The organism is Enterococcus sp. 2G9_DIV0600, from assembly GCF_002140615.1.
Lineage (GTDB): Bacteria > Bacillota > Bacilli > Lactobacillales > Enterococcaceae > Enterococcus_D > Enterococcus_D innesii.
In genome coordinates this window covers 1,714,414-1,737,162 of record NZ_NGLL01000001.1, presented here as the reverse complement: position 1 = coordinate 1,737,162, position 22,749 = coordinate 1,714,414, and the positions used below count along the sequence as shown (strand labels likewise).

Genomic DNA, 22,749 nt, shown 5'->3' with positions numbered 1-22,749 from the left:
TAGCTGCAACAAGTACGGAACAGAATGTATCCTATTACGTATTGAATTTGCTTTGTGTTTGATTGACCAATTGATAGCTAATACAATGGACGTAGCTGTAGATTTTCCCAATACGGGTTGTGAAACCCTATCAAATAGTGCAGAGCTAAATACCCGAAAATCATAAAGCCAAATGACAAAGTCACGATCCGTCCCCACCGTGGGATTTCTTTGATAAATAATCCTAGCATACATATCAATAAGGGGAACGAATAATTAAGCAGTAAATTGCTGCTGATATTTTGGTTCCGAGGATCCTTCATTATTTTGTCATTTAAGCCCCAACTTATGCCGACGATCACAAACATAAGCGCCAGAATAGTCAATCGCTTGCGATCAAAAAGCCACTGTTCTTTATCCTGTCTACTTGCAAGGTATATTGTAAGTATGACCACCACTAATCCAGACATCATATTCCCTTCTCCCCAGCTGCTTTTCTTAAAAGTTGATTGTTGCATTCGAGTGAATTATAGCAGATATAGTATAAAAACGACCTACCTTTACTTCCTTATCTGCTGGGCTTTGCAAGGGTTCCATAGAAGAATTGGAAATTTAAAAATCTGTTCGCTTTACAAAAGAGAACGTATGTTTGTATTATATAGATAAGAGGTGATTGCTATGGGTATGCTGCAACCATATGAAGATCGAAAAAAGCTAAAGTGGCAAGGATTCTTTTTATCTGAGCATACAACTGAAATTGAAGAGGAACCGACACGTAAGTTTGATTGTCCACCTAAGCCGTCACTCACAACGGAAGAAATCAATCAGTGTTTATTTGAAGCCATGAAAAAGAACCTAACTGTGGCGATCCAACGAGAAGAAGTCAATGAAGAAGGCGGCTATCCTCCAGATATTATCGGGAAAATCAGTGGTTATGATCCATTAGGTATTTACTTGACGGGAGAAACAACAGAAAAAATCCATTATGATGAGATTCGTCATGTTGCTTTTTATGAAGAGAAAAAATGGTTTGATCTCAACGAATGATGCCGCTTTTTACTACTTACTAAAGGAGGAACACCTGATGCAAACACAAAAAGGCACTGTCTCAAAAATAAGGATCGTTTCCTTTGCCCCCTCCCCTTTGGTCCGCTTTACACTAGGTACCACCAACTGTTTGATTGCGAAACACAGTTTGAACTTTTTAGGGGATGTTGATGACGGCATGTTTCTAACCGTGGGCGGCTATTGGAATAAGCGCCGTCAATTCGTGGTGCAAAAGTATATGGTGTACGGCAAAACAAAAATCATGTTGGATATCGATGCCTATCGACAAAAAACAGTAAAGGCGGGTTCATTATGAGAGCAAGAGACCTCTTGACAGCACTGACAACGTCATCGAGTGCAGCGGATTACCAAGGAATTTATTTAACGTACAAATAAAACCTGATTCCTTTTACGACGATCGCTCAAGATAGCCATAACCAATTGATTTTATTTTTCGAACCCAAAAAGCCTGCTCTGACGCTGAAAGAATTATATACACAGCTAATGCTGCATAAGAATTTGGACTTGCTCTATTGGGATGGCGAGTCACGTCAAAAAGTACTAGGGTTTCGTGAACAAGAAGAAAAGATCATTCTTTAGTCCCCTGGCCTATTTTTGGCACACAACAAGTGTCGAAAATCTCGGCAAAACGAAGAAAATAAAGTATACTTTGTGTAAAGACTAAAGGAGCGTATCATGAAAAATCAAAAGATCACCCAAATGAGTTTCGCGAAAGTCTATCCCCTATATATTGCCAAAGCAGAGCGGAAAAATCGAACAAAAGAAGAAGTGGATCAGATTATTACGTGGCTAACTGGTTATGACCAAGAAACGCTGCAACAGATGAATGAGGAGCTTTCTTTTGAAACCTTTTTTAGTCAAGCCCCACAGCTCAATCCAGCGCGAAAACAGATCACTGGTGTCATTTGTGGGATTCGGGTAGAAGAGATCGAAGAGCCAATGGTTCAAGAAATTCGTTATCTAGATAAACTAATTGATGAACTGGCGAAAGGAAAAGCCATGACGAAAATTTTGCGCTCTGTCGAATGACCCCCTCTTTTTTCAAGTTGTCATTTGCAGATCAACCCTTTATACTGGAAAGTACCTTGGCAGGGGCAAATCATTGCTCAGAACACAGTGGGAAATCACCCCACTGTGTTTTTTATGCTGCGCTTCTTGACGACAGCTTGTAACCAGCTAGGTAATCTTAGCTTAGTTCAACCACTTAGCATGTAGTGCCCCCTTTGGAATTGGCCGACTTTTTCGTGAAAAGATAAGGACATTGTCTATGGCTCTCCTCTTCTCCACTTAACCAGACTCTTTGGAAACGCACAAAAAAGCACTCCTAAATGAAAGGAGTGCTCATTGTTACTTTTTCAATTCTTTGATCTGTTCTTTTCGCTTCAAATACGCCAGCTCTTTTTCCATTTTACGATAGCGGGCGAAGGCGTCTTCTGAAAGCTCACCGGCAGCAATGGCTGCTTTGACCGCACACTTCGGTTCTGTTTCATGACGACAGTCTCGGAAGAAACAACCTTCAGCATACTGGCTGATCGCTTCAAAGGATTGGTCGATCGAAGCTGACCGGACGGTACTGATGCCAACTTCCCGCATACCAGGAGTATCGATGATCATTGCGCCAGAGGGCATAGTGAATAACTGACGACTCGTCGTCGTGTGTCGTCCTCGACTATCCTCTCGTATGTCATTGGTTTTTTGAACGTCTTGCGCCATAAGCTGATTTAATAAGCTGGACTTCCCGACCCCAGATGAACCGATAAATGCGCTGATCTGTCCATCAGAAAAATACGTTTCCATCAGCAATTCGTTTGGTTTAAAAATGGACGTAGCAAATGTTTTCACACCAAATGCATCGTTTAATGCTTGCAGTAGCTCTGCTTTTTCATCAGCTGTGACTTGATCGGCTTTGGTCAAGAGAATCACCGGATTAGCCCCGCTGTCCCAAGCGATCGTGACAAAGCGCTCTAACCGAGCGAAATTGAATTCTTCATTGGCGCTGGTTGCAATAAAAACCGTGTCGATATTCGCCGCGATCCCTTGTTCATCCGTCCGATTTCCGGCTACTTTTCGTTGTAAAAAACTCTTTCGTGGGAGCAAAGCATCAATCAAGAAATGATCTTGATCATACACCTGCCCTTGTACAAAATCACCAACAATAGGATAATCCTTGGGTGCTAGTGCCTGCTGGCGAAATTTTCCTGTAACTGTTGCTAAACATTCTTCTCCTGTAGTCAAGCGGACTTTTGCGATATCTTTGGCCTGAAAGACCACAATTCCTTGTTTTTCCATGATTTCCCTCCAGTTAGTTAGGAGGCCGCACTTAAAAAGAGAAACCTCCGAGTTGATGTTGCTTCATTTGATTTGTCATAAGACATTTCCCCTTTCTATTTTGTGCTCATCATGTGATGTCGCTTTATTATACCATCGGAACGGACGGATGGCTAAAGTAAATGTCCCAAGAGAGCATTTACAGAAATAAAGTAGATAAACAAGCCGGCAATATCTTTGATTGAGGTAATAATGGGTGCCGAACCGGCTGCTTGGTCGATGTTCAGTTTAATAAGTACAAACGGAACTAAGAAACCAAGTGCTGCGGCTAAGGTCATGGCAAAAACTAACGAAACACCAACAGCCACACCTAACATGGGGATCCCTTGCCATAGTGAAGCGGCGGTGCCGGAGATGATCCCTACGATCAAACCTAAACTCAAGCCAATCCAAACCTCTTTAAAGAAATGGCGGGTGAAGGTCGAAAGATCAATATGCCCTAATGACATCCCGCGAACAAAAACAGTTGAGGACTGTGTTCCAACGTTCCCCCCCATATCCATGATCAAAGGAATAAAGATTGCAACAGCTGCCACCGATTCCAATGTTTGTTCAAATTCATCAATGACTACCCCAGCTAAAAGACCAGCAACCAAAGTGATCACTAAAAACGGCAATCGGACTTTCCAAATTTGCCAAAGGCTGCCGTTGATCAGAACATTACTACGGTCTGCTTCATTAGAAGCAACATCGACTAAACCTGCGGCATTAAACATGTCTTCCGTCGTTTCTTGCTCGATGACATCGACGGCGTCATCGACAGTGATGATCCCAACGATTCGTGATTCCTTGTCTACGACTGGTAGCGCAATGATATCTAGTTCATTTAGCAAACGTGCCGCTTCTTCTTGGTCCGTGTCAGTAGTCACATAGATTACTTTTCGTGACATGATTTCACTGATGAGTTGCTCCCCTTGTGCCATCAAGAGATCTTTCAATGACAAGACCCCTTCTAAGGTTTTCGTTTGGTCGGTCACATAGAGCGTATAAATCGTTTCTTTTTCTTTGGCTTGCATCCGCACTTTTTCTAACGCTTGATTGACTGTCATGTCTTTTTTCAGTGTGATGAATTCCGGTGTCATTAAACGGCCAGCAGTCTCAGCTTCATATCCTAATAAGAGGTTTGTCGCGGCTCGTTCATCGGGGGCCAACGATTGTAAAAGTTTTTGCGTGACGGTGGCTGGCAGCTCATCCAAGAGCCTTACACGGACATCGGGGGCCATTTCGTTTACAAATTCGGTTGCCCGCTCATCGGTGAAAGAGCGTAACAAGTGTTGTTGTGTGGCTGGTGTCAAATCTTCAAATAGGATAAGGGCTTTATCTTTCGGTAATAGTCGGAAAACGATCACTTTTTCATCCGCGGATAAATTACTGAATAATTGTAACAGCGGCAGCTCTTCCATTCCTGATACGAGTTTTTTTAATTTTTCAGAGTCTTTCTTATTTAAATAATGTAAGATAGTTTCTTGCTGGTTCATGGGATACACTCCTTCTCCTATAATTTTGCCCAAAGAAAGAAAGGAAATCGTTCAGAAAATTGTCCGGATTTCTTTCGTTTGAAGGTTGTCTGCTAGACAGCTGAAATTTCGTTCCGCAGCTGGAGATACCTGTTATTAAAACAAGCACCAAAGGGATAGAGCAGCAACTTTACTCATTATATCACATAGTTTTTTTAAAACATGAAAAATATGGCTTGCAGACGAAAAATTTTATTCTAATATATTCCCTTTGTAAGGAGCGTTGATTGGAAACAATCAAGAGTAAAAACAAAAGCAGCAGGAAAGCTCTGTCAAACGCTCCATGCAAATGGTATGATGAATGAGTTGCAGTTTTTTTACACCCCGTTTATGCTAACTATACATCAATGAAAAGAGAGGCAAAAAAGATGGCAAAGAAAAAAACATTTATCGGATCGGTCACTGCGCTTCTCACACTCGCAGCAGTTGGCTTTGGATTCCTACAAAATAATGAGCTATTCCCAAACCATAACACACCATCATCAGAGGTGACTGCCACTTCTGCTAAGGATATTCGTGCAGATGAACTGGCACAGTTAACGTACCAAGGCACCCAAACGATTGAAGTCAATCAGAACATTCCTGAGTTTTCAGAAGATGATCTTTCACTTGAAAATGGTGCCTGGGAAGCATACGGCGACCTTGACCACCTCAATCGTGCGACCTCTGCTGAAGCAATGTTGAATCAATCCTTGATGCCAACGGAAAAGCGTGGCGATATCTCTAGTGTGAAACCAACGGGCTGGCGTAATAAGCAACTCCCCAATGGTAAATATTTATATAATCGGACCCATTTGATTGGGTTTGCTTTAGCTGGCGAAAATGCAAACTGGAAGAATTTGATCACAGGAACTAGTCAGTTGAACAATCCCGAGATGTTGCGCTTAGAAATGGATATCAACTATTATCTCAAGCAAGATAAAAAGCATTATGTCCGATATTCCGTCACTCCGATCTATCGCGGAGACGAACTGGTTGCTCGTGGTGTCCAGATGCAAGCAAAATCCATTGGTGATGACACGATCCAATTTAACTGCTATATCTTTAACATCCAAGATGGCGTCACGATCAACTATGCGGATGGTACCAGCGAGATTTCAAGCGAAGAAATGCCACAATCGGAGAAGGATGCTTCAAGTAGTGAAAAAACCACAGCTTCGACTTCTGCCGGCAATAAAAGCAATGAAGCGGATGAGAAACAGAAACAATATGTCGATGAACAAGGCAACGGTTTAATTAAAGGGTCAAAAACTGGCATCTATCATTTGCCAGGATCTAAATACTACGAGGATACTACCAACCCGAAAGAATGGTTCAAAACGATCGCTGAAGCGGAAGCTGCCGGCTACCGTGCACCAAAATAAAAATGCCTTAGGCTTTTTTATTTTGGTGTTTATTTATTCTTCATTGCCTTGCGCATGCCGCAACGCTTTGACATAGGCCTTCCCTTCATCTGTAAAACGTACCGAGCGTGACTTATAACGGTAAGCTCGGTAAATCAGGCCTCTTTTTTCAAGACGCAATAAATGACGATAAACCAAAGAAGTTGTTTTTATCTCTTCATTGGCACAGATTTCCCGTATGGTAGGTGCACAACCCTGTTCTTGCATATAGTCGTCAATAAAAAGTAAAATTCGGTCTTTTCTCGGCATAATTCCTCCTTTCCACGAAGCAGTCCTCGCTGCTGCAAATTTGTAAAAACTGATAAACTACTGCTTCGTCTGCTTTTTGTCCGATCAATACACTGAAAATCTATTGATGCTGTCTCTTTTCCCATTCTTTCAACGAGTAAAAGTTCTTATTATACGCTGAAATTTTCCCCTTATCGAGAAAAGCATCGGCAAGCAACACTCTTTGCTATTGATTTTATCAAATTTAACAGCAAATAATAGCAGATTTACCGATTATTTTTATTTTTATTGACACAAAAGCAAATAGAGCTATTCTTTTTTCTTAGAATTTGTTATTCTAAATTTAATTAAAGGAGGATTTTATGTTAGGAATTGGCTTATTTTTCGTAGGAATCACCTTGATAATCAATGGTTGGGGCAGCTTACTTCACATTGACTATCGCTCACTTGCTTTAATCAATCTTTTTACAGGTTCGTTATCTTTTATTATCAACCTAGTTTATATGCTTCAAGGCGCTTATTATGAAGCAGGCACTGGCTTTCTCTTTGCATTCACGTATTTGTTGGTAGGGATCATTTACCTCTTTGATTTAGATCTACGTATTTATGGGATTTTTGCGCTATTCGTAGCCATCAATACCTTGCCTTTTGCCTGGGTTTCTTGGCAATGGGAGCAAGATCCCCTCTTTGCATTGATTTGGTTAACATGGGGAGCGTTATGGTTTTGCGGCTTTTTAGATACAATCGTGAAGGTAAACTTTGGTCGTAAGATTCATTATTTTGCGATCGCTTGTGGTATCTTTACTACGTGGGTCCCGGGTTTGCTGATGCTATTAGATCTCTATTAAAAAAAAGTGATTATCTCAATGATAATCGCTTTTTTTTTAGTAGGAAAACTGTTTTTTTCTAAAAAGTGTTCAATCTCCTGCATCGCTTTCTGAGGACCATTTGGCAGGTGCAAAAAGAATCATTGGCATGAAATCCTCCTTATGTATCGAGTCCATCCACTCGTTTCTTTCAAGTATACTAAAAGTAGGCACATGTAGGAGAAGTTTTTTTGCAGACTTTCTCGTTCATCTTTTTACATTATTTAACTAAAAATTTGCTATAATAAAGAAAACCTTTCAAGGAGCAAACCAATGCGAAAAAAAATATCTTCCTTGCGGCTTAGTATATTCTCACGCGGGCTGATTCTCTTTGCCTTCTTTTTCTTGATTCAACAATTTTGGGAAATGGTTGTTTCTGGCTTTGCACTTCTGCCTTCGCTGGCATTCATCCAAATTCTCTTAATGATCCTTTCAACCTTTATCATTAGCAAGTTTGTTAATAAACGCTCGTGGCGGCAAGTGCTTTTTGGCAGCTACCTATTGATCATCGGCTCGCTGTTTTCTTTCTGGCTAGCAAATAATCCAATGGAGCTGCAAGCAGTCACTCTTTATATGATTGGTGCTTTTTTTGGCGGCATTCTTTGGGAGTATTTAGCACAGCGCTTGGCAACAGATCTTCTGGCCAAAGAACATAAACCTCGTTAACAGAGGTTTTTTTCTTTTTCCGATAGAAAAGGCAAAAATTCTTCGTATATAGTGTGAAGGGGTGAAAAAAGGTGCAGGATGAAGAAATCATTGAACGAATCAAAAAGAAAGACTATGCCGGCTTAGAAGAACTGTTAGCGGTTTATGGTGATAGCATGCTGAGGACGATTCATAGTGTCCTCTCGCAACCGCATGAAGTGAGCGAGCGACAAGATGTAGCGAACGAAGTTTTTTACGAGGTTTGGCAAAAGATTGCTGCGTACCAACCAGAAAGAAGTCGTTTGATTACGTGGCTGCTTTTGATTAGTCGCAGTCGTGCGATTGACCACAAGCGGAAGCTGAACAAACGCTCGCTGGAAGAAAAGCTGGTTGATGAGCAGGAACTAGCGATCGAAGATTCACCTTTGACAAAGGAAAACTTTTTGGGCTTTATTGAAGACCTTGAAGCCCTCGATCAAAGGATCTTTCTGCTCTACTATTTTTATCAGGAATCACCCGAAACCATCGCAGAACAGACGGACTTAAATATCTCAGCAATTTACAATCGTCTTTCCCGTGGCCGCAAACGCTTAAAAGAAAGGATGACTATCGATGGATTTTAAACAGTTAGTTTTAAATGAAAATAAACCACTGACAAAAGTATCTGAACAAGAAAAAGCAACAACCTTCGAGCTGTCCAAACAATATGTTTTCTTGCAAGATCTATTAGAGGAGCTTCGGACGCTTTTAGCAAAAGACGAAACGATTCTTGGCTATCTGCCCTTGACGCCAGATGGAAACCTCGCCTTCGCCAATCAAGGGCTTGGCGCCTATGCCTATGCAACAACCGAAAAAGCAAAAGCATACCGTGACATCTTTCATGACACCCGTGGCAATCGTTTGTTGGTTTTCACAGAGACCCGAATGCTTTTTTTGGTCATCATCGACTATCTAGAAAGCAACACCTATTTCAGTTACCCCTATGAGACCATCAAAGCCTTCACCATCAAGCCAAGAAAGCTGATGAAGCATGAATCGCCAGATGATAAAGAGCAATTCCATTGGGGCTATTTCGACTTTCAAGCGGGGACGAACATATTCTCAGAAGTGCTGACAAAAAAAGACTACGAGTTATTTACGTCCTATCATGAATCCATTCCTGCACTCAAGAAAATTCCGATTCAAAACAAAATTTGCCGAGCAGCGAAATATCAGTATTTCTTGAGTAATTGGCATTTCAGTTTTCGCTTAATGACCATTTTCAACCTGCTCTTCCTGCTGCTGTTTGTATTAATGATTCTCGGATTTTTCTTACACTTTGGGCCACTGAAAGGATTTTATTATAAGGATCTATTGGACATAGGTATGGTCATTTCCTTTTTTTATAGTAAGAACATCTTGCCATAAAAAAAGACTGCCGTTCCTTCCTAATCATTTCTTTGCTATCAATTGAATAAAGCACCAGATTTTCTACGAAAAAGCACCTCTTGCAGGATTCATTTTCACTTGAATCCTGCAAGAGGTGCTTTTTTCTCGGACTATTGGGACATTCCTAACCGCTCGTTTTTTCATTTCCTTTTGAAATTCTCAGATTTCTTGTGAACTTTTCAGAAGACTCCACTCATAATTTCATACATGCCTAATGGGATTATTTTTTCATTCACGCTTGCTTTTTAGGAAGAAACGTTATGATGATTTTACTTGCTAGGAGGTGTGAAAAATCGAACTTATCGGACATCTGATCTTCTGGGTCCCATTTTGTCTTTTTCTAGTGATTGGATCGTTTTTCATACAATGGCGGAAACGTTTCGTTTCAACCCTTATTGCAGCGATCCCGTTTCTCTTTTTTATGATAAAAATATTCAATTATCGGCATTATGAGCCGGATTTTATTTTCATCATCTATTTGATCGGACTCTTCTTGTCATCGATCGTACTAATCATTGCGGTACGCCGCCTTTCAAAGAGAGCCTGAAAATCTACTTTTACTAGGAAACAAACCCGTTTCTTAAATAATCCTCACACCAACTTTAAGGTTCATTTAAGGTTGGCAGACTATAGTCAATTCGGACATAATAATTTAGAGCCTGTGCTAGCGGAAACTAGCGCAGGCTTGTTTGGTTATCTATAGAAAATAAGGCAAATCACTGGCAGGTGTTGGATACGCGAAAATCATCTTGGCAATCGCTTCTTTCGATAGCTGATTTTCTAATACAAAAACAAAGTAGTTGATCAACTCATCGGCCAATGCAGAAAAAATCGTGACAGCAACGATGGTATCAGATGTGTCATAAACCAATTTGATTTTTGCCTCTTGATCATTGATTCGTCGATAGGTGTACCAAGAAGATAGATCCATCACCTCGCTATGATATTCTGAGGCATTATCGGCAATTTCTTGCTCACTGATCCCGATTCTTGCCAGTTTTTCCGCACCAAAAACCAGTGTAGGGATCAGCGGATAACGGATAGGCATTTTCTGGTCATCTATATGCTCGACAAGATAGGCGGCTTCAAAGCTGGCAACAGGGGTCAGTTTGGGCTGCTTTTTCGCTAGCACATCCCCGATGGCATAGATGTGTCTTTGACTAGTCTGCAAAAACTCATTTACTACGATCCCTTGTTTTGACGTTTCTACCCCTGCCTTTTCCAGTTGCAGCTGATCGCTATTGGGTCTGCGTCCCGTGGCACCAATCACTGCTTCTACGTTGAGAGACAATGCTTGTGTCTGGATCGTATAGCGGTTTTGTTCTTTCGTGATTCGCTGCGTATTCTGATTAAAGTGAAACGAAACGCCTTGGTCCTGCATTGAGCGAACCATTTTTGTGGTTAATTCTGCATCAAATCCTTTTAGCGGCTGGTCATTATGATGGATCACATGAACTTCAGCACCTGCTGCTTGAGCGATCATCGCCAATTCGAAGGTAATATACCCAGCACCTATGAAAGCAATCGTTGCTGGCATCTTTTCAAAGGAAAGAAAATCACTACTGCTTTGTAAATGCTCCTTGCCGACGATTGGCAGTACGGCTGGACGCTGTCCTGTCGCAATAATTATTTTTACTGCTTGAATCTCTTCTGCGTCCACGACAACCGTATGGGCATCACGAAAAGCGGCTTGTCCGTAATAAGTAGTGATTCCTTCTGCTAGTAACCCTTGTTTGGTTGACTCCGGCACCCGATCGGTATACGAGCGCTTAAACGCCATCAGTGCCGGCCAATCAATAAATACCTGCCCTTGAATACCATTGCCATGCATACGTTTCGCCTCTGTTTTGACTTCTACGCCTCGCATCAGTAGTTTTTTCGGATCACACCCGCGATTGGGACAAGTGCCACCCCATAAATCGGCTTCAACGATCGCCACGGTCTTTCCTTTGGCTTTTAACCCGTAGGCAGCAGCCGTTCCAGCTGGACCCGCTCCGATAATCAGTACATCCACCTTTTTCATCTGTCTCCTCCTTCTCCTAAAAAAAATTCCTACGCTTTCTCTTCCCTTCAAGTATAGCGAATCCCGGTCAGCCGACAAAACAATTCGCCTTTTGCGGCTCCTACGAATGTTCACAATCATCCCTTGAAGTTGCGTTTGATATGGTATACTTTTCTAGTCAGTTTAACAACAAAGGAGAATGAATGACTGTGAGTTTTAAACGCTTTTTTCAGCTCTTTCTTTTTTATTTTCTCTCGATTCTGGTGGCCTATGGTCTGATTGCGTTTCTAGCAGTAGATAACTTTTGGCTGGTCGTCTGTTTGATGACGATTGTCGGCTATCTCACCCTGGGTATCCCACTAACCTTATTGAGTTTAAAGAAGAAAAAATAAGAAAACAAACAAAGACACCAGCAACTTTTTTAAGAAGCTGGTGTCTTTCCTCATTGATGCGATCATCCTAATACGATCTGGGCATCTGCCAATGCTTTTTCCACTACTTCCATCACCAGCTTGCTATGGGCAAGGCGTTCCTTGACAAAGGCCTGATCATTTTCGTGAATGGCTTGTGCAAAACGGGCAAATTCTTCAAACATACGATGTCCGTGAACACTTTGATCCTGATGGCTTTTTGCCCCGTTGATCGGTTCAACGTCATAGCTGGCAAGCATATTCGTTGGCCCATTGACGATGATCGATCCCTTCGTCCCTTGAATCGTTGAGCGAAACGTCGCTGTCGAATCTTTGGCGCCAATACAAACGACTTTTGTTTGTTCATAGTCTAAAAACAGCATGCCAGAAGTATCGATCCCCTGTTCGACATTAGCAAAATAGCGGACACTTTTGGGTTTTCCTAAAAGCCCGACGACAAAATGAATATTATAGATATTGATATCCATCAATGCCCCACCACCCATTTTCGGGTTAAATGCAGGTAAAACGGTTCCCTCTTTGAATAAATCATAACGAGAAGAATATTGCGAATAGTTGCATTCAATCACTTTCAGCTCTCCCAATGTTTCAAGCTGCGCTTTGATTCCTTGATAGTTGGCTAAGTACTGATTCGTGATTGCTTCCATCAAAAGCACCTCATGGGCAGCTGCCAATTCTGTTAATTCTACTAATTCTCGAATCTGCAACGTAAATGGCTTTTCACAAATGACGTGTTTGCCAGCGAGGATCGCTTCTTTGGCAAAGGAATAATGCAAATGATTGGGTAATGCGACATACACGGTGTCAACGGATGGATCCGCCAAACATGCCCCTAACTCTGTGTAGACGGTTTGAATCCCGTATTGCTGTTTTAAGTGATTCATTTTCTCTAGATCACTTTCTGTCCCAAAAATAGCGGCCAGTTCAAGCTGCGGGACATCCCCCGCCACCGTCAAAAAATCATGGACAATCATGCCTGCGCCTAAAATCGCTAAGTTCATCTTGCTTCCCCTTTTCTATCTTCTTAGATCATTTGTTTCAATACCTCGGTGATCACTTTATGATCCTCTAAATGAGCCAAACCTGACACACAGATAGCACCAGTGACTTTTCTGTCTTCGATAATTGGAAAACCACCGCCACAAATTGCATAGTGTTCGTCTTCTGCCCATTTAGCGAATTGTGTCTCTCTATCTTTTTGGGTATAGACGTATAGTGAACTATGACCGCTTTCTAGTACCGTTCGTTCTTTTCTTTCAAGCCAAGGGCTTTCTTTTCGCCCTGCCATTAAAAATCGAATGATCGGCAAGCCATGATGAATAACTTTGATCCCTACCGGTTTCGGATAGTTCCTTTTAACGTACTGATCAATGGCAATTACCAACCGCAATGCGAGGTCATTGTCAAAATGAGCAAACTGCAGTTGCTGTTCTTCTTGCAGGATTTCTGAAGGTTAGATTCGTATCTCCTCCTTTACGTTGAGTCAGTTGATGCCTTCAGGCGCTTTGTTTGTCAAAAGCCCCGTAATCACTCTGCCTTATGACTCAGTGATCACTTGATTGATGCCTGTTTCTAGCATTTCGATTTGCAAAATTGTTTCTTCGTCTTTTACGATTTTCTCTTTGCCATGGATGATCGTTTCATAGACGCCCTCATACACACGGCTATAATCACCAATTTCAGAGATGACTTTTTCTTCATGGTAGTCACCGTTAGCATCCATATAAGTTAGTGTGCCATAGTGCTCTGGCAAATCGATCCCAAAATCTGCATGATCTGGGAGATAAAACTGTTTTAGATGCTCTTCTTGTCGATCCTTCGTTTGTTTTACAAAAACGCCGTTTTCGCCATAAACGACAAAACTAGGCCGCTCTTTTAATCGGAAGTAACTAGATTTGACTGAGACTTTCATTCGACCATAAAACAGATCCAAATCGAAGTAATCGTTCATGCGATTTTTCCCAAGCAATTGCCGAACCTCATAATGGACATCGTCAGGTTGCCCAAAATAGGAGATCACTTGATCCAGTGTATGACAAGCGTGTCCGTATAAGTAGCTAGTATTCAGTGAAAATTCGGTCACTGACCGTGGAACCTCTGGACGAAAATAATCATAATGCATCTCTACTTCTAAGAGATCTCCGAGCACGCCGCTTTCGATCACTTTTTGCGTGGTCAAAAAATCAGAATCAAAGCGGCGATTTTGATAGCATTGCACAAACAAGCCTTTCTCCTGCGCCAGTGCGAACAATTCCTTTGCTTGTGCCGAAGTTTCCGTAAAAGGTTTTTCGATCAAGACATTTTTCCCATGAAGCAAGACATCTCTGCCTAATTCATAATGCAAATGACTGGGGGTCGTGACCACAACTAATTGAATTTCAGGATCACGGTAAATATCCTCTAAGTCAGAGGTGTAATGAACGCCTTCCAGTGTTGGCCAGGTCAGCTTGCCGCTTGGTGAATAGATCGTCTTCACTTTGATCTTATCCTGCAGCTTGGTTGAAAAAGGCAGATGGTAGCGGTTGGTGCTTTTCCCGTTTCCGAGATATGCGATAGTTAACATTGTGACGCCTCCTATGAATTGATAGCTTGATTATTGATGAAATTCTTCAAAATGGGAAGTCTTTTGCCAAAAACAGGTGCTTTTGACCAGACTTTTTCGCAAACTGCTGAGTGCTTCTGAACATTTTTACCAAATTACCAAAAAGGCACAGTTTTTGCTTTTGGTTTTCTTTGTCCTAGGCTATGATTAGAAAGAGGTGGTTTGATGTTATTAGGAGATAAATTACGGCTTCAAGATGGATTGACCAATACGGAGAAACGGATTGCCGATTATATTTTGCAAAATATCAATGATGTGCCTTCGTTGACGATTGAAGTCATCGCCAAGCATACGTATACATCCCACTCTTCCGTCATTCGTCTAGCCAAAAAGATGGGTTATGAAGGATTTAAAAGTTTTCGCTTAGGTCTGGCTGAAATTGCCCATAATCAGATGTTCAATCCAACCTTTGTTGACGCGAATTTCCCCTTTTCGCCCAAGGATCAAACACCTGACATTTTGAAAAAAATGGCCGATCTAACGATCAACTCGATCCACAAAACCCATGCTCAGGTCGCCCCAGAAACGATGGAAGCAGTGGTGCAATCGTTGGAAGCTGCGCAGCGGATTTTCTTATTTGCTCGCGGCGATTCTCAGATCCGGGCAAGAAGTTTTCAAAATAAGTTGGTCAAGATCAATAAGTATCTGATCGTTGCTGATGAGTATGGAGATGATGCGTGGAATGCGTCGAACGTCACGAAAAAAGATTGTGCCGTGTTTATTACCTATCGTGGGAAAAATACGCAATACGAAAAAATCATGCAACACTTTCGTGATGTTGGGGTACCAGTGATCGTGATCTCTGGCAACGCCCATGCAAAAATCATCCCATTAGCGACCCATGCGATCATCGCTTCTCATGATGAACGTGATTTCCTCAAAGTCGGTACCTTTTCTTCGCAGGTCGCCTTTGAGTATATTTTAGATTCACTGTTCGCATTGATGTATGCCAAAGAATACCAAAAAAATATTGCTGAACTAAGAAAAAAACAAACTGTTTTGGAATCAGGGATTCTCTCAGAATACCCGTCAACTGAAGAAAAGAGGGAAATGAAATGATCAATTGGGGAATTATTGGTGCCGGAAATATCGCCAATCGCTTTGCTGCAAGCTTAGAAAATTTTCAAGATGCCCAACTTTATGGGGTTGCTTGTCGTACGATGGAAAAAGCGCAAGCGTTTCAAGCAAAATTTCCGTGTGATGCTGTCTTTGATGACTACCAAAACCTATTAGATGATCCAGCTATCGATGTCGTTTATATTGCTTTGCCGCATTTGTATCACTATGAATGGATCATCAAAGCCTTTCAAGCGAAAAAAGCTGTTTTATGTGAAAAACCAGCAACCTTGACTGCACAAGAGATACGCAACGTACAAAAACAAGCCCAAGCATACGAAGTCTTCTTTATGGAAGCTATGAAACCGCGCTTCACTCCGGCATATCGCAAACTAAAAGAACTTGTGGATGGTGGTCATATCGGTGAGCTAACAAGTGTCACGACTACTTTTCGCCGCCATTTACCAGTCGAAGGCAGTTCTTATCATTATCTGCCAAAACAAGGGGGTGCTTTACTGGATATGGGGATCTATAACTTAGCCTTTATTCAAGATTTTTCACCAGAAAATTTAACTGCCGAATTGATCGATTACAGCCTTTATGAAACTGGGGTCGATACCTACGTTGAAGCACGCTTTGTCAGTGAAGACTTTGTTGCAGTGATTGAGACCGGATTTGACCAAACAAAAGAGACGGTGGCGGAATTACAAGGAACAAAAGGGAAAATCACGGTCCCAAACTTCCATCGCCCCGCTTCTTTTACCGTAACGATTGACCAAGAAGACACGATCTATGATATTGAGTACGAGATCGATGATTTCCATTCAGAGATTCAAGCAGTTCACACCGCACTTGCACAAGGACAACTCGAAAATCCCTTGATGTCCTTAACAGATAGTATTGCCTGTATCGCTTTAGCTGATGAACTAAGAAGCTTACTAGAGGCAGAAAAAAAAGACAATTAAGATCATACCCGATCGTTTTTGAATAGAACTGACCAATGGCTACCATTCGGTCAGTTTTTATGTGTCAAAAATTGAGCGCTTTCTTTGACGGTATCGAAATGGTTATATTATATTTATTGAGTATATTTTTATACAAATAGAAAAAGAAAGGAAAACGCCCATGACACCAGAAATTATTACGTATCTTATTTGTTTATTGACCTTCGCTTATCTAGCTGTGACGATTTTTACTTTTGTAAAAAATCGCCGGACAGGTGACGGTTATCGCCTCCGAATTTTTTACGTGCTGGCAGCAGCCCTCGTCTTTTTGCTTTCCGTTTATGCAATCACTACCGGTCAAACCTATGACGACTTGGTTACATCGATAAATGATCTTTTTCAATAAAACACCGTTGGCACGAAGCCCTGCGGATCTCTTCGTTTTTGAACCTCTGGTTGAGGGAAGGATCAAAACGGAAACGAGCCAATGAAAGACTGCTATTCGATGGCTTTTTCATCAGGACCTTCTATACCGAATCAATGTCTTTCAACAAATGATGTCTGACTTTTTATGGAGGTATGCATGCTCATTCAGCTTAAAGAAGCGAAGCTTTCCGATGTACTTTCTATCTACTTGATACAAAAAGCTGCCTTCAAATCCCTCTTTCTCCTTTATCAAGACGGAGAAACTTCTCCCTATTTACAAAGTTTCGAGAAGCTAAACGCAAAGTTTTCTGCGTCGAATACAACTTATTATTTAATCATGACCTCTCAGAAAATCGTGGGCTTCCTAAAACTGACGGTTGAGCAGGAACATACGACGAAGCTATCCTCCATCGCCCTTCTTCCCTCCTACGAGAACCGCGGGATCGGTAGACAAGCAATGACCTTGATTGAAAGGAACGTACAAACAGATACGATTCGTTTACATACGATCCTGCAAGAACCCAAGCTGGTTCACTTTTATCATTCTTTGGGGTATTCAGCAACAAGCGTATTTCAAAGCCCCTCTTCAGCAATCTGCTTTGTCTCCTTTACGAAAAAAATTGCTGCGAAATAAAAAATCCATCTCGCCTTTCATCGGCAGAGATGGTTTTTTCTATCAATTGCCATCCTTTACAGCAATCATTTTTATTGGTCCTGCAAGGTGTCATCGGATTTTTTACGCAATCGCGGAATCTCTTTCACATTCATTAAATCTAAAAAGAAAGTGAACAATGGGATCCCGATGATCAAGCCCCACAAGCCAAAGAGATGTTCGCTAAGATACAGGAGAATAAACGTGTAAAACATCGGGATCTCTGTTTTATTGGCCATCAAGCGGGGATTTAAGATATAGGATTCCAACGCATGAACAAACACAATGATCAGTAAAATGTAGATCACATCATTAAATCCGCCGATAGAATAGGCAATAAACGTTAATGGAATACACGAGATGATCACACCAGCAACAGGAATCAAGCTGAGAAAGAAAATCATCAACGCCAAACTCAATAGTTGCGGAAAGCCCATCACCGCTAAGGCGAAGACAGTGATTGCTGTATTAACTAAGGCGATCACCAACTGCGTCTCAATCACATTTCCGAAAGCCCGCGTAAACTTAGCTCCTAAATAGTAAACATCTTCAAAGAACCACGCCCCTCGTCCTTGCAAAAACAGCTGAGAAAACGCAACGGTTTTTTTGTTATCGATCATAAAGAAGAAACTAAGCAGAAATGAGATCAGCACCGTCAATGCCAGTTCACCGAAATTATACAGATAATTGATCACGACTAAAACGCCGCTTTGTAATTTCTGAATATATTCACTGGTTTGCAATAAATTTAAGACATATTCGATCAATTCATTATTGGAGTCTGTCCGTTGGTAGAAATCAGCAACGGAATTGACTAATTGGACGGATTGTTTGATGATGATGGGAACATAATTTGTTGCTACTAAATAAAGAATAAAAACAATCAAGCTGTAGGTCAGGATGCTCGTAAGCTTGATGGGCAGTCGGCTTTTTCGATGGAGCAAAAGAACCAGCCGATAAATCAAATACGTAAAGATAAAGGTCAGCAAAAGAATGGTCATCATACTGCGAAACAAAAAAAGAATGCCCGCAAGCATAAACAAGACCGTCCAGCGCCGCAACACAAGATTTTGAAGAAAAGCATTATAATATTTCATCTGTAACTCCTTTTTTTCGTTGCAATGAAGCAACGAAGCATTTCAGTAGTGCCTAAGAATTATCTAATCATTAAACTATGCAAATAGCAAGAGGTTTTATTTTTCTTAAACGAGTAAAAAAATGAAACAAAAAAATCCTTAGAAGAATCGTTGCCTTTCTTCTAAGGAAAAGAGTTATTGATAAACGGTCTCCCCTTCTTTTATGGGTAAAATCGAGTTGATGGACAATAAAAAGAAGCTGGCAGCCAACAGATCCGCACTGCCTCCGGGAGATACATTTTCTGACTGGCAGAAGGCTGCTAGTGCCAGAAATGCTGGATTCGGCAACGCTTGTTGATTGGCTTTTTGTGCGAGTTGCTGAACCAGTGTCAGTACCTCTTGATTGCTGCGGTAAAAAATGCACGTATCGTCCAGCGTAGCGATGATCGTCAACAGCATGTGGAGCCTTTTTTCAGTCTCATTGGTACAATTCCGAGAAAAATAATCCGCTAGAGCGAAAGAACTAGCAATCACGTTCTTTCCTAAAATTACTTGGGGTTATGAAGATGAGGCACCTTTTGTTCTGCATTCACTAACGGACATTCCCTTATCGCGGACGATTTATTTAGCTTCAAGCTTTACTAAAGGTCATTCCATGACGAAACTAATTGCAAAAACGTTGATTGAATTTTATCTTGGCTAAATAAAAATAAGCTCCCACTCGCGTATTGGTTATGCAAGCGGAAGCTTATTTTCTCCTACGTATTTACCAAGGTTGGGAGGTTGGCCCGACGGTAAATTCATTCACATTGACATCTTCTGGCTGGTTGATTGCAAAAGCCACGATATTGGCTACTCGATCGGGTGATATTCCATGTTCTTTGTATAATGCGTTCATACCTTTGGCTGCTGTTTCATCTGTGATCGTGTCTAATAATTCAGTATTGATCGCTGCTGGATAGATGGTGGCAGTTCGAATGTTTGTTCCTTCTTGTGCCGACTCCATCCGCAGAACTTCCATTAGATTACGCACAGCCCATTTTGTAGCCCCATAAACTGCTGCGTTCGGATATGCTTTTAATCCGGCTACGGAAGAGGTTGCGATCACCTGTCCAGATTTTTGGGAAATAAAATCTGGCAGAACAGCAGCTAGACCATGCAATACCCCTTTGATATTGATATCGATCATTTGATCCCACTCCTCTGTTTTTAAAGCAGACAAAGGAGAACTAGGCATAATGCCCGCATTTAAGAAAATCACATCGATTTTCCCATAGATCTCTTTTGCATAGTCGATCAGCGCTTGATTATCCGCTGGTTTGGTCACATCGGTTTCCTTATAGACAGCCTCTCCATTTTTCTCACGTATTGTTGTAAGAATCTCCGCTAGTTTCTCTTTCCGCCGAGCAGCTAAAACCAATTTGGCACCTTTTTCTGCTAAAAGTAACGCTGTTGCTTCACCAATTCCGCTTGATGCACCCGTAATGATCACGACTTTTCCTTTGATTCGATTCATCCCTTTTTCCTCCTTTATGCGTCAGGCAACTGATCATATTCTTCATCACTGACTGCTTCTAACCATTCTGAAGCACCAGCAGTAATCGCTACATGGGCAAACCAACTATTTTTCGCTGCACCATGCCAATGTTTGATCCCTTCCTTGATGACTACAACATCACCAACAGTAAGTTTTTGCGGTTTCTTCCCTGCTTCTTGGTACCAGCCTTCTCCTGAAGTCACCAACAACAATTGATACCCACCATCGATATGCCGATGCCAATTGTTGCGGCAACCTGGTTCAAAGGTCACATTGCCAACGTTGACTGGAATCGCTGGATCAGCTACTAAAGGATTTAAGTAACTCTGACCGCTAAAATATTGTGCATAGGCGTCATTTGTGTTGCCCAGTGAAAAGATTCCAGATTCTTTTGCTGCATCGAGTTCTGACATTTATTTTTCCCCCAATTCAGCTAGCTCTTCTTGATAAACCGTTTTGGCGATGTTAAAAGCAGACCAAGCTTTAGGCCAGCCAACATAGAAAGCCAGATGAGTGATTACTTCTGCAATTTCCTCTACAGTGATCCCGTTCTCCTTGCCAATCGTTAAATGGGCGGGCAACTGTTCAAAATTGCCACCGGAAATCAAGGCAGATATCGTCAATAAACTTCTCGTATGAGGAGCCAATTCTACCTCACGTGACCAAACTTCACCAAATAATACATCATCATTCAGTTGCGCAAATTTCGGCGCAAATTTGCCTAAGTTATCTCTTCCTGCTGTTTGTTTCTTTACCATATCGATCGACTCCTTCATCTATTTTAATAAAATGCTGATTTAACCAATTTCGAATAGCTATATCCGCTTTAGCTACTCTTGAACCACGAACAGCTAATCCAGGATAAACAGTTGCTTCAGGACAAGTCTTTTTAAAGTCTTCTAGGCTGTTGCCAAATCCTGAGCCTTCATGAGTACAAAACGGAAAAATACTCTTCCCTTCCAATCGATGATCTTTTAAAAAACTCGCTAGGATCATCGGGTATGTGCCCCACCAATTTGGAAAACCGATAAACAAAACCCGTTCTTTAAAAAACGCTGCCGATACCTCTTGATAGAGGGGGAAATCATTAGCCGCTTTTTCTTTTTTTGCTAGCTCGACCATTGCTTGGTAGCTTTGAGGGTAAGGATAAGCCGGTTCAAGAGAATAAAGCGGACATTGTAATTTATCTGCTATTTTCTCTGCTAGAACCCGAGTATTTCCCACTATCAGCTTTTTTCGCTGCCCTTCAATAAGATTCTCTCCTGCTCGTGAATACACAAGTATTGCCGGCATTTTGTCACCTCCTTGGTTTCTTTTCTTGGTATATTTAATAGTAAGGCAAAGCGGAGCCTTTGAATAATGCTTTCTATAAAAAGTCCCTATGCTTATGAAGCATAGGGAGAGGTGGAAGAAAAAAGAAGCGGATTACTCCACTTCTTTTGGCTTTTAGGATGCAATTATTCAAAAGCTTCACGAAAACGGGCAATGAACGCCGTCACAACCGGCGACATCACACGATTTCTTTTCCACACCAGGACACAGCTGGTTTCGATTTGAGGGACTAAAGGCAAAAATTTGATCGTTTCATCCCTCCGTTCTCCGACTGCTCCGCTGATGGTCAACGCCGATCCAACATGGTTTTCTACTAAGGAAAAGACATTGAAAATCAAGTTATATGTTCCAACGATCGGTAATTCTTCTATTGGTATTTTTGACCATTGGCTGAACATTTGCTGCACTTCCGGACGCCTTGACACTAGCAATGGCACCCCTTTGATATCTTCTGGTGTAATCTCTTCTTTATGGGCGAGAAAAGAATCAGCCGATGTTAGTATGCCCCAAGTTTCTTTTCTTGGTAGAACGATTTTTTCGTATTTCTCGATTTCGATGGGTTCGATCAAAATCGCCAAATCCAATAAGCCTTTCTCCAAACGCTCGTTGATATCATCTCCTGTGCCACTGTGGATATGAAAGCGGACATCTGGAAAGTCACTGATAAATTCTTCCAACATCAAGGAAAGCGTGTCGGAATTATCTGCTTCGACACAGCCAATTGTGAAATGACCACTAAACAACTGTTTCTTACGATCTTCAAACTCTTGCATGGTTTGATCCGTTAGACTCAATATCTCCTCGGCACGGCTTTTTAAAAAACGACCGGCTTCCGTTAAGAGCATTGTACGATTATCACGAATGAAAAGAGCCGTTCCTAATTCATCTTCTAATTCTTTTAATTGGCGGCTCAATGTCGGTTGGGTGATGTGGAGCACTTCTGCGGCTTGTGAGATCGTTCCCTCCTCTGCAATCGTGAAGAAATATTTTAATAAACGAAATTCCACTAAATCGCCTCCTCTTTTTTGCAACATTTTAACTCTTAGCAATGAAAAGAATCATCCTTCTTTTTGGTCTATTCATTTCTAATAATAACAAAGAATCGCTATTCCAGCGAATCATACTAATAAAAAAGAATAAAACTGCAGAATTTTAAGAGGATCGTTTTATGAAATGACATGAAAAAATTGTTCGCACATTAATAATAGAGGGACAAAAAGACTTGCCTC

General features: G+C 41.4%; 29 protein-coding genes and 1 pseudogene. 15 read left to right on the top strand and 15 right to left on the bottom strand.

The features are described 5' to 3' along the window. Positions 1-77: 77 nt before the first annotated feature. Positions 78-449, bottom strand: coding sequence for a hypothetical protein (locus tag A5870_RS08270; RefSeq protein ID WP_086292381.1), 372 nt, complete (start codon positions 447-449; stop codon positions 78-80). 208 nt (positions 450-657) lie between these two features. Between A5870_RS08270 and A5870_RS08265 the strand changes: the two genes are divergently transcribed. The 3 genes from A5870_RS08265 (at position 658) to A5870_RS08250 (ending at position 2,076) form a co-directional block, all read left to right on the top strand. Next, positions 658-1,026 (top strand): hypothetical protein, encoded by a 369-nt coding sequence (locus tag A5870_RS08265; RefSeq protein WP_016611785.1) that lies wholly within the window; start codon positions 658-660, stop codon positions 1,024-1,026. A 37-nt stretch (positions 1,027-1,063) separates the two neighbouring features. Beyond that, complete coding sequence (locus tag A5870_RS08260; protein ID WP_086292380.1) at positions 1,064-1,342, top strand: hypothetical protein; 279 nt, start codon at positions 1,064-1,066, stop codon at positions 1,340-1,342. Between the two features lie 380 nt (positions 1,343-1,722). Then, positions 1,723-2,076, top strand: coding sequence for a DUF2200 domain-containing protein (locus A5870_RS08250; protein ID WP_086292379.1), 354 nt, complete (start codon positions 1,723-1,725; stop codon positions 2,074-2,076). A gap of 318 nt (positions 2,077-2,394) precedes the next feature. Here the strand turns inward: A5870_RS08250 and rsgA are convergent, their stop codons facing one another. After that, positions 2,395-3,336 carry a ribosome small subunit-dependent GTPase A gene (gene rsgA, locus A5870_RS08245; protein ID WP_086292378.1) on the bottom strand — a complete coding sequence of 314 codons (942 nt, stop codon included), beginning with the start codon at positions 3,334-3,336 and terminating at the stop codon, positions 2,395-2,397. A 152-nt stretch (positions 3,337-3,488) separates the two neighbouring features. After that, a complete protein-coding gene (gene mgtE / locus A5870_RS08240) occupies positions 3,489-4,853 on the bottom strand; it encodes a magnesium transporter (protein WP_086292377.1) in 1,365 nt (454 codons plus the stop codon). A 407-nt stretch (positions 4,854-5,260) separates the two neighbouring features. Here mgtE and A5870_RS08235 point away from each other — a divergent pair, with 407 nt between their 5' ends. Continuing rightward, on the top strand, positions 5,261-6,256 hold the full coding sequence (locus A5870_RS08235) for a DNA/RNA non-specific endonuclease (protein WP_086292376.1): 996 nt from the start codon (positions 5,261-5,263) through the stop codon (positions 6,254-6,256). A 33-nt stretch (positions 6,257-6,289) separates the two neighbouring features. Here A5870_RS08235 and A5870_RS08230 read toward each other — a convergent pair whose 3' ends face one another. Beyond that, entirely contained in the window at positions 6,290-6,544 is a 255-nt protein-coding gene (locus A5870_RS08230) for a LexA family protein (protein WP_086292375.1), read from the bottom strand. A gap of 341 nt (positions 6,545-6,885) precedes the next feature. On the opposite strand from A5870_RS08230, the gene A5870_RS08225 reads away from it, so the two are divergent. The 5 genes from A5870_RS08225 (at position 6,886) to A5870_RS17320 (ending at position 9,915) form a co-directional block, all read left to right on the top strand. Further along, positions 6,886-7,371, top strand: a complete 486-nt coding sequence (locus A5870_RS08225) for an AmiS/UreI family transporter (protein ID WP_086292374.1) — start codon at positions 6,886-6,888, stop codon at positions 7,369-7,371. 291 nt (positions 7,372-7,662) lie between these two features. Next, complete coding sequence (locus tag A5870_RS08215) at positions 7,663-8,055, top strand: hypothetical protein (protein ID WP_086292373.1); 393 nt, start codon at positions 7,663-7,665, stop codon at positions 8,053-8,055. A gap of 71 nt (positions 8,056-8,126) precedes the next feature. Continuing rightward, positions 8,127-8,657: a sigma-70 family RNA polymerase sigma factor gene (locus tag A5870_RS08210; protein ID WP_086292372.1), complete on the top strand. Its 531-nt coding sequence runs from the start codon at positions 8,127-8,129 to the stop codon at positions 8,655-8,657. After that, complete coding sequence (locus A5870_RS08205) at positions 8,647-9,441, top strand: hypothetical protein (RefSeq protein WP_086292371.1); 795 nt, start codon at positions 8,647-8,649, stop codon at positions 9,439-9,441. The genes A5870_RS08210 and A5870_RS08205 overlap by 11 nt, the downstream gene beginning before the upstream one ends. Positions 9,442-9,747: 306 nt before the next feature. Further along, complete coding sequence (locus A5870_RS17320) at positions 9,748-9,915, top strand: hypothetical protein (RefSeq protein ID WP_170920176.1); 168 nt, start codon at positions 9,748-9,750, stop codon at positions 9,913-9,915. Positions 9,916-10,159: 244 nt separating this feature from the next. Here the strand turns inward: A5870_RS17320 and A5870_RS08195 are convergent, their stop codons facing one another. Beyond that, positions 10,160-11,485 carry a dihydrolipoyl dehydrogenase family protein gene (locus A5870_RS08195; protein WP_086292370.1) on the bottom strand — a complete coding sequence of 442 codons (1,326 nt, stop codon included), beginning with the start codon at positions 11,483-11,485 and terminating at the stop codon, positions 10,160-10,162. 182 nt (positions 11,486-11,667) lie between these two features. Between A5870_RS08195 and A5870_RS08190 the strand changes: the two genes are divergently transcribed. Further along, a complete protein-coding gene (locus A5870_RS08190) occupies positions 11,668-11,856 on the top strand; it encodes a hypothetical protein (RefSeq protein WP_005226063.1) in 189 nt (62 codons plus the stop codon). A 62-nt stretch (positions 11,857-11,918) separates the two neighbouring features. On the opposite strand, the gene A5870_RS08185 is transcribed toward A5870_RS08190, so the two are convergent. From A5870_RS08185 to A5870_RS08175, 3 genes are all read right to left on the bottom strand, one after another. Further along, positions 11,919-12,896 (bottom strand): Gfo/Idh/MocA family protein, encoded by a 978-nt coding sequence (locus tag A5870_RS08185; protein ID WP_086292369.1) that lies wholly within the window; start codon positions 12,894-12,896, stop codon positions 11,919-11,921. Positions 12,897-12,919: 23 nt separating this feature from the next. Beyond that, on the bottom strand, positions 12,920-13,318 hold the full coding sequence (locus tag A5870_RS08180) for a heme-binding protein (RefSeq protein ID WP_077453334.1): 399 nt from the start codon (positions 13,316-13,318) through the stop codon (positions 12,920-12,922). A 114-nt stretch (positions 13,319-13,432) separates the two neighbouring features. Then, a complete protein-coding gene (locus A5870_RS08175) occupies positions 13,433-14,458 on the bottom strand; it encodes a Gfo/Idh/MocA family oxidoreductase (protein ID WP_086292368.1) in 1,026 nt (341 codons plus the stop codon). Positions 14,459-14,662: 204 nt separating this feature from the next. Here A5870_RS08175 and A5870_RS08170 point away from each other — a divergent pair, with 204 nt between their 5' ends. The 4 genes from A5870_RS08170 (at position 14,663) to A5870_RS08155 (ending at position 17,557) form a co-directional block, all read left to right on the top strand. Next, the gene (locus A5870_RS08170; protein WP_086292367.1) at positions 14,663-15,556 is read left to right on the top strand and encodes a MurR/RpiR family transcriptional regulator; all 894 of its coding nucleotides are present in this window, start codon (positions 14,663-14,665) and stop codon (positions 15,554-15,556) included. After that, positions 15,553-16,518 carry a Gfo/Idh/MocA family protein gene (locus tag A5870_RS08165; RefSeq protein ID WP_086292366.1) on the top strand — a complete coding sequence of 322 codons (966 nt, stop codon included), beginning with the start codon at positions 15,553-15,555 and terminating at the stop codon, positions 16,516-16,518. Before A5870_RS08170 ends, A5870_RS08165 begins: the two co-directional genes overlap by 4 nt. 160 nt (positions 16,519-16,678) lie before the next feature. Beyond that, a complete protein-coding gene (locus A5870_RS08160; RefSeq protein ID WP_077453327.1) occupies positions 16,679-16,903 on the top strand; it encodes a hypothetical protein in 225 nt (74 codons plus the stop codon). Between the two features lie 177 nt (positions 16,904-17,080). Further along, positions 17,081-17,557 (top strand): GNAT family N-acetyltransferase, encoded by a 477-nt coding sequence (locus A5870_RS08155; protein WP_086292365.1) that lies wholly within the window; start codon positions 17,081-17,083, stop codon positions 17,555-17,557. A gap of 71 nt (positions 17,558-17,628) precedes the next feature. Here A5870_RS08155 and A5870_RS08150 read toward each other — a convergent pair whose 3' ends face one another. Both A5870_RS08150 and A5870_RS08145 read right to left on the bottom strand, forming a co-directional pair. Continuing rightward, a complete protein-coding gene (locus A5870_RS08150) occupies positions 17,629-18,672 on the bottom strand; it encodes an AI-2E family transporter (protein WP_086292364.1) in 1,044 nt (347 codons plus the stop codon). A gap of 174 nt (positions 18,673-18,846) precedes the next feature. Further along, positions 18,847-19,185, bottom strand: a complete 339-nt coding sequence (locus tag A5870_RS08145; protein WP_254907616.1) for a triphosphoribosyl-dephospho-CoA synthase — start codon at positions 19,183-19,185, stop codon at positions 18,847-18,849. Between A5870_RS08145 and A5870_RS17795 the strand changes: the two are divergent. Continuing rightward, a pseudogene (locus A5870_RS17795) lies at positions 19,175-19,354 on the top strand (LysR family transcriptional regulator); the annotation flags it as partial. The gene A5870_RS08145 and the pseudogene A5870_RS17795 overlap by 11 nt on opposite strands. A 63-nt stretch (positions 19,355-19,417) precedes the next feature. Here A5870_RS17795 and A5870_RS08135 read toward each other — a convergent pair. The 5 genes from A5870_RS08135 to A5870_RS08115 form a co-directional block, all read right to left on the bottom strand. After that, positions 19,418-20,167, bottom strand: coding sequence for an SDR family oxidoreductase (locus A5870_RS08135; protein ID WP_086292363.1), 750 nt, complete (start codon positions 20,165-20,167; stop codon positions 19,418-19,420). A 14-nt stretch (positions 20,168-20,181) separates the two neighbouring features. Beyond that, the gene (locus A5870_RS08130) at positions 20,182-20,601 is read right to left on the bottom strand and encodes a cupin domain-containing protein (RefSeq protein ID WP_086292362.1); all 420 of its coding nucleotides are present in this window, start codon (positions 20,599-20,601) and stop codon (positions 20,182-20,184) included. Next, positions 20,602-20,946 carry a carboxymuconolactone decarboxylase family protein gene (locus tag A5870_RS08125; RefSeq protein WP_086292361.1) on the bottom strand — a complete coding sequence of 115 codons (345 nt, stop codon included), beginning with the start codon at positions 20,944-20,946 and terminating at the stop codon, positions 20,602-20,604. Further along, the gene (locus A5870_RS08120) at positions 20,915-21,481 is read right to left on the bottom strand and encodes a flavodoxin (protein WP_077453315.1); all 567 of its coding nucleotides are present in this window, start codon (positions 21,479-21,481) and stop codon (positions 20,915-20,917) included. Before A5870_RS08120 ends, A5870_RS08125 begins: the two co-directional genes overlap by 32 nt. Before the next feature lie 164 nt (positions 21,482-21,645). Then, positions 21,646-22,527 (bottom strand): LysR family transcriptional regulator, encoded by an 882-nt coding sequence (locus A5870_RS08115; protein ID WP_170924093.1) that lies wholly within the window; start codon positions 22,525-22,527, stop codon positions 21,646-21,648. Between the last annotated feature and the right edge of the window lie 222 nt (positions 22,528-22,749).

Bases quoted from the DNA above. Each gene is read 5' to 3' on its own strand.
- A5870_RS08270 (WP_086292381.1), bottom strand. From the start codon at position 449: ATGTCTGGATTAGTGGTGGTCATACTTACAATATACCTTGCAAGTAGA.
- A5870_RS08265 (WP_016611785.1), top strand. From the start codon at position 658: ATGGGTATGCTGCAACCATATGAAGATCGAAAAAAGCTAAAGTGGCAA.
- A5870_RS08260 (WP_086292380.1), top strand. From the start codon at position 1,064: ATGCAAACACAAAAAGGCACTGTCTCAAAAATAAGGATCGTTTCCTTT.
- A5870_RS08250 (WP_086292379.1), top strand. From the start codon at position 1,723: ATGAAAAATCAAAAGATCACCCAAATGAGTTTCGCGAAAGTCTATCCC.
- rsgA (WP_086292378.1), bottom strand. From the start codon at position 3,336: ATGGAAAAACAAGGAATTGTGGTCTTTCAGGCCAAAGATATCGCAAAA.
- mgtE (WP_086292377.1), bottom strand. From the start codon at position 4,853: ATGAACCAGCAAGAAACTATCTTACATTATTTAAATAAGAAAGACTCT.
- A5870_RS08235 (WP_086292376.1), top strand. From the start codon at position 5,261: ATGGCAAAGAAAAAAACATTTATCGGATCGGTCACTGCGCTTCTCACA.
- A5870_RS08230 (WP_086292375.1), bottom strand. From the start codon at position 6,544: ATGCCGAGAAAAGACCGAATTTTACTTTTTATTGACGACTATATGCAA.
- A5870_RS08225 (WP_086292374.1), top strand. From the start codon at position 6,886: ATGTTAGGAATTGGCTTATTTTTCGTAGGAATCACCTTGATAATCAAT.
- A5870_RS08215 (WP_086292373.1), top strand. From the start codon at position 7,663: ATGCGAAAAAAAATATCTTCCTTGCGGCTTAGTATATTCTCACGCGGG.
- A5870_RS08205 (WP_086292371.1), top strand. From the start codon at position 8,647: ATGGATTTTAAACAGTTAGTTTTAAATGAAAATAAACCACTGACAAAA.
- A5870_RS08195 (WP_086292370.1), bottom strand. From the start codon at position 11,485: ATGAAAAAGGTGGATGTACTGATTATCGGAGCGGGTCCAGCTGGAACG.
- A5870_RS08190 (WP_005226063.1), top strand. From the start codon at position 11,668: ATGACTGTGAGTTTTAAACGCTTTTTTCAGCTCTTTCTTTTTTATTTT.
- A5870_RS08185 (WP_086292369.1), bottom strand. From the start codon at position 12,896: ATGAACTTAGCGATTTTAGGCGCAGGCATGATTGTCCATGATTTTTTG.
- A5870_RS08175 (WP_086292368.1), bottom strand. From the start codon at position 14,458: ATGTTAACTATCGCATATCTCGGAAACGGGAAAAGCACCAACCGCTAC.
- A5870_RS08170 (WP_086292367.1), top strand. From the start codon at position 14,663: ATGTTATTAGGAGATAAATTACGGCTTCAAGATGGATTGACCAATACG.
- A5870_RS08165 (WP_086292366.1), top strand. From the start codon at position 15,553: ATGATCAATTGGGGAATTATTGGTGCCGGAAATATCGCCAATCGCTTT.
- A5870_RS08160 (WP_077453327.1), top strand. From the start codon at position 16,679: ATGACACCAGAAATTATTACGTATCTTATTTGTTTATTGACCTTCGCT.
- A5870_RS08155 (WP_086292365.1), top strand. From the start codon at position 17,081: ATGCTCATTCAGCTTAAAGAAGCGAAGCTTTCCGATGTACTTTCTATC.
- A5870_RS08150 (WP_086292364.1), bottom strand. From the start codon at position 18,672: ATGAAATATTATAATGCTTTTCTTCAAAATCTTGTGTTGCGGCGCTGG.
- A5870_RS08135 (WP_086292363.1), bottom strand. From the start codon at position 20,167: ATGAATCGAATCAAAGGAAAAGTCGTGATCATTACGGGTGCATCAAGC.
- A5870_RS08130 (WP_086292362.1), bottom strand. From the start codon at position 20,601: ATGTCAGAACTCGATGCAGCAAAAGAATCTGGAATCTTTTCACTGGGC.
- A5870_RS08125 (WP_086292361.1), bottom strand. From the start codon at position 20,946: ATGGTAAAGAAACAAACAGCAGGAAGAGATAACTTAGGCAAATTTGCG.
- A5870_RS08120 (WP_077453315.1), bottom strand. From the start codon at position 21,481: ATGCCGGCAATACTTGTGTATTCACGAGCAGGAGAGAATCTTATTGAA.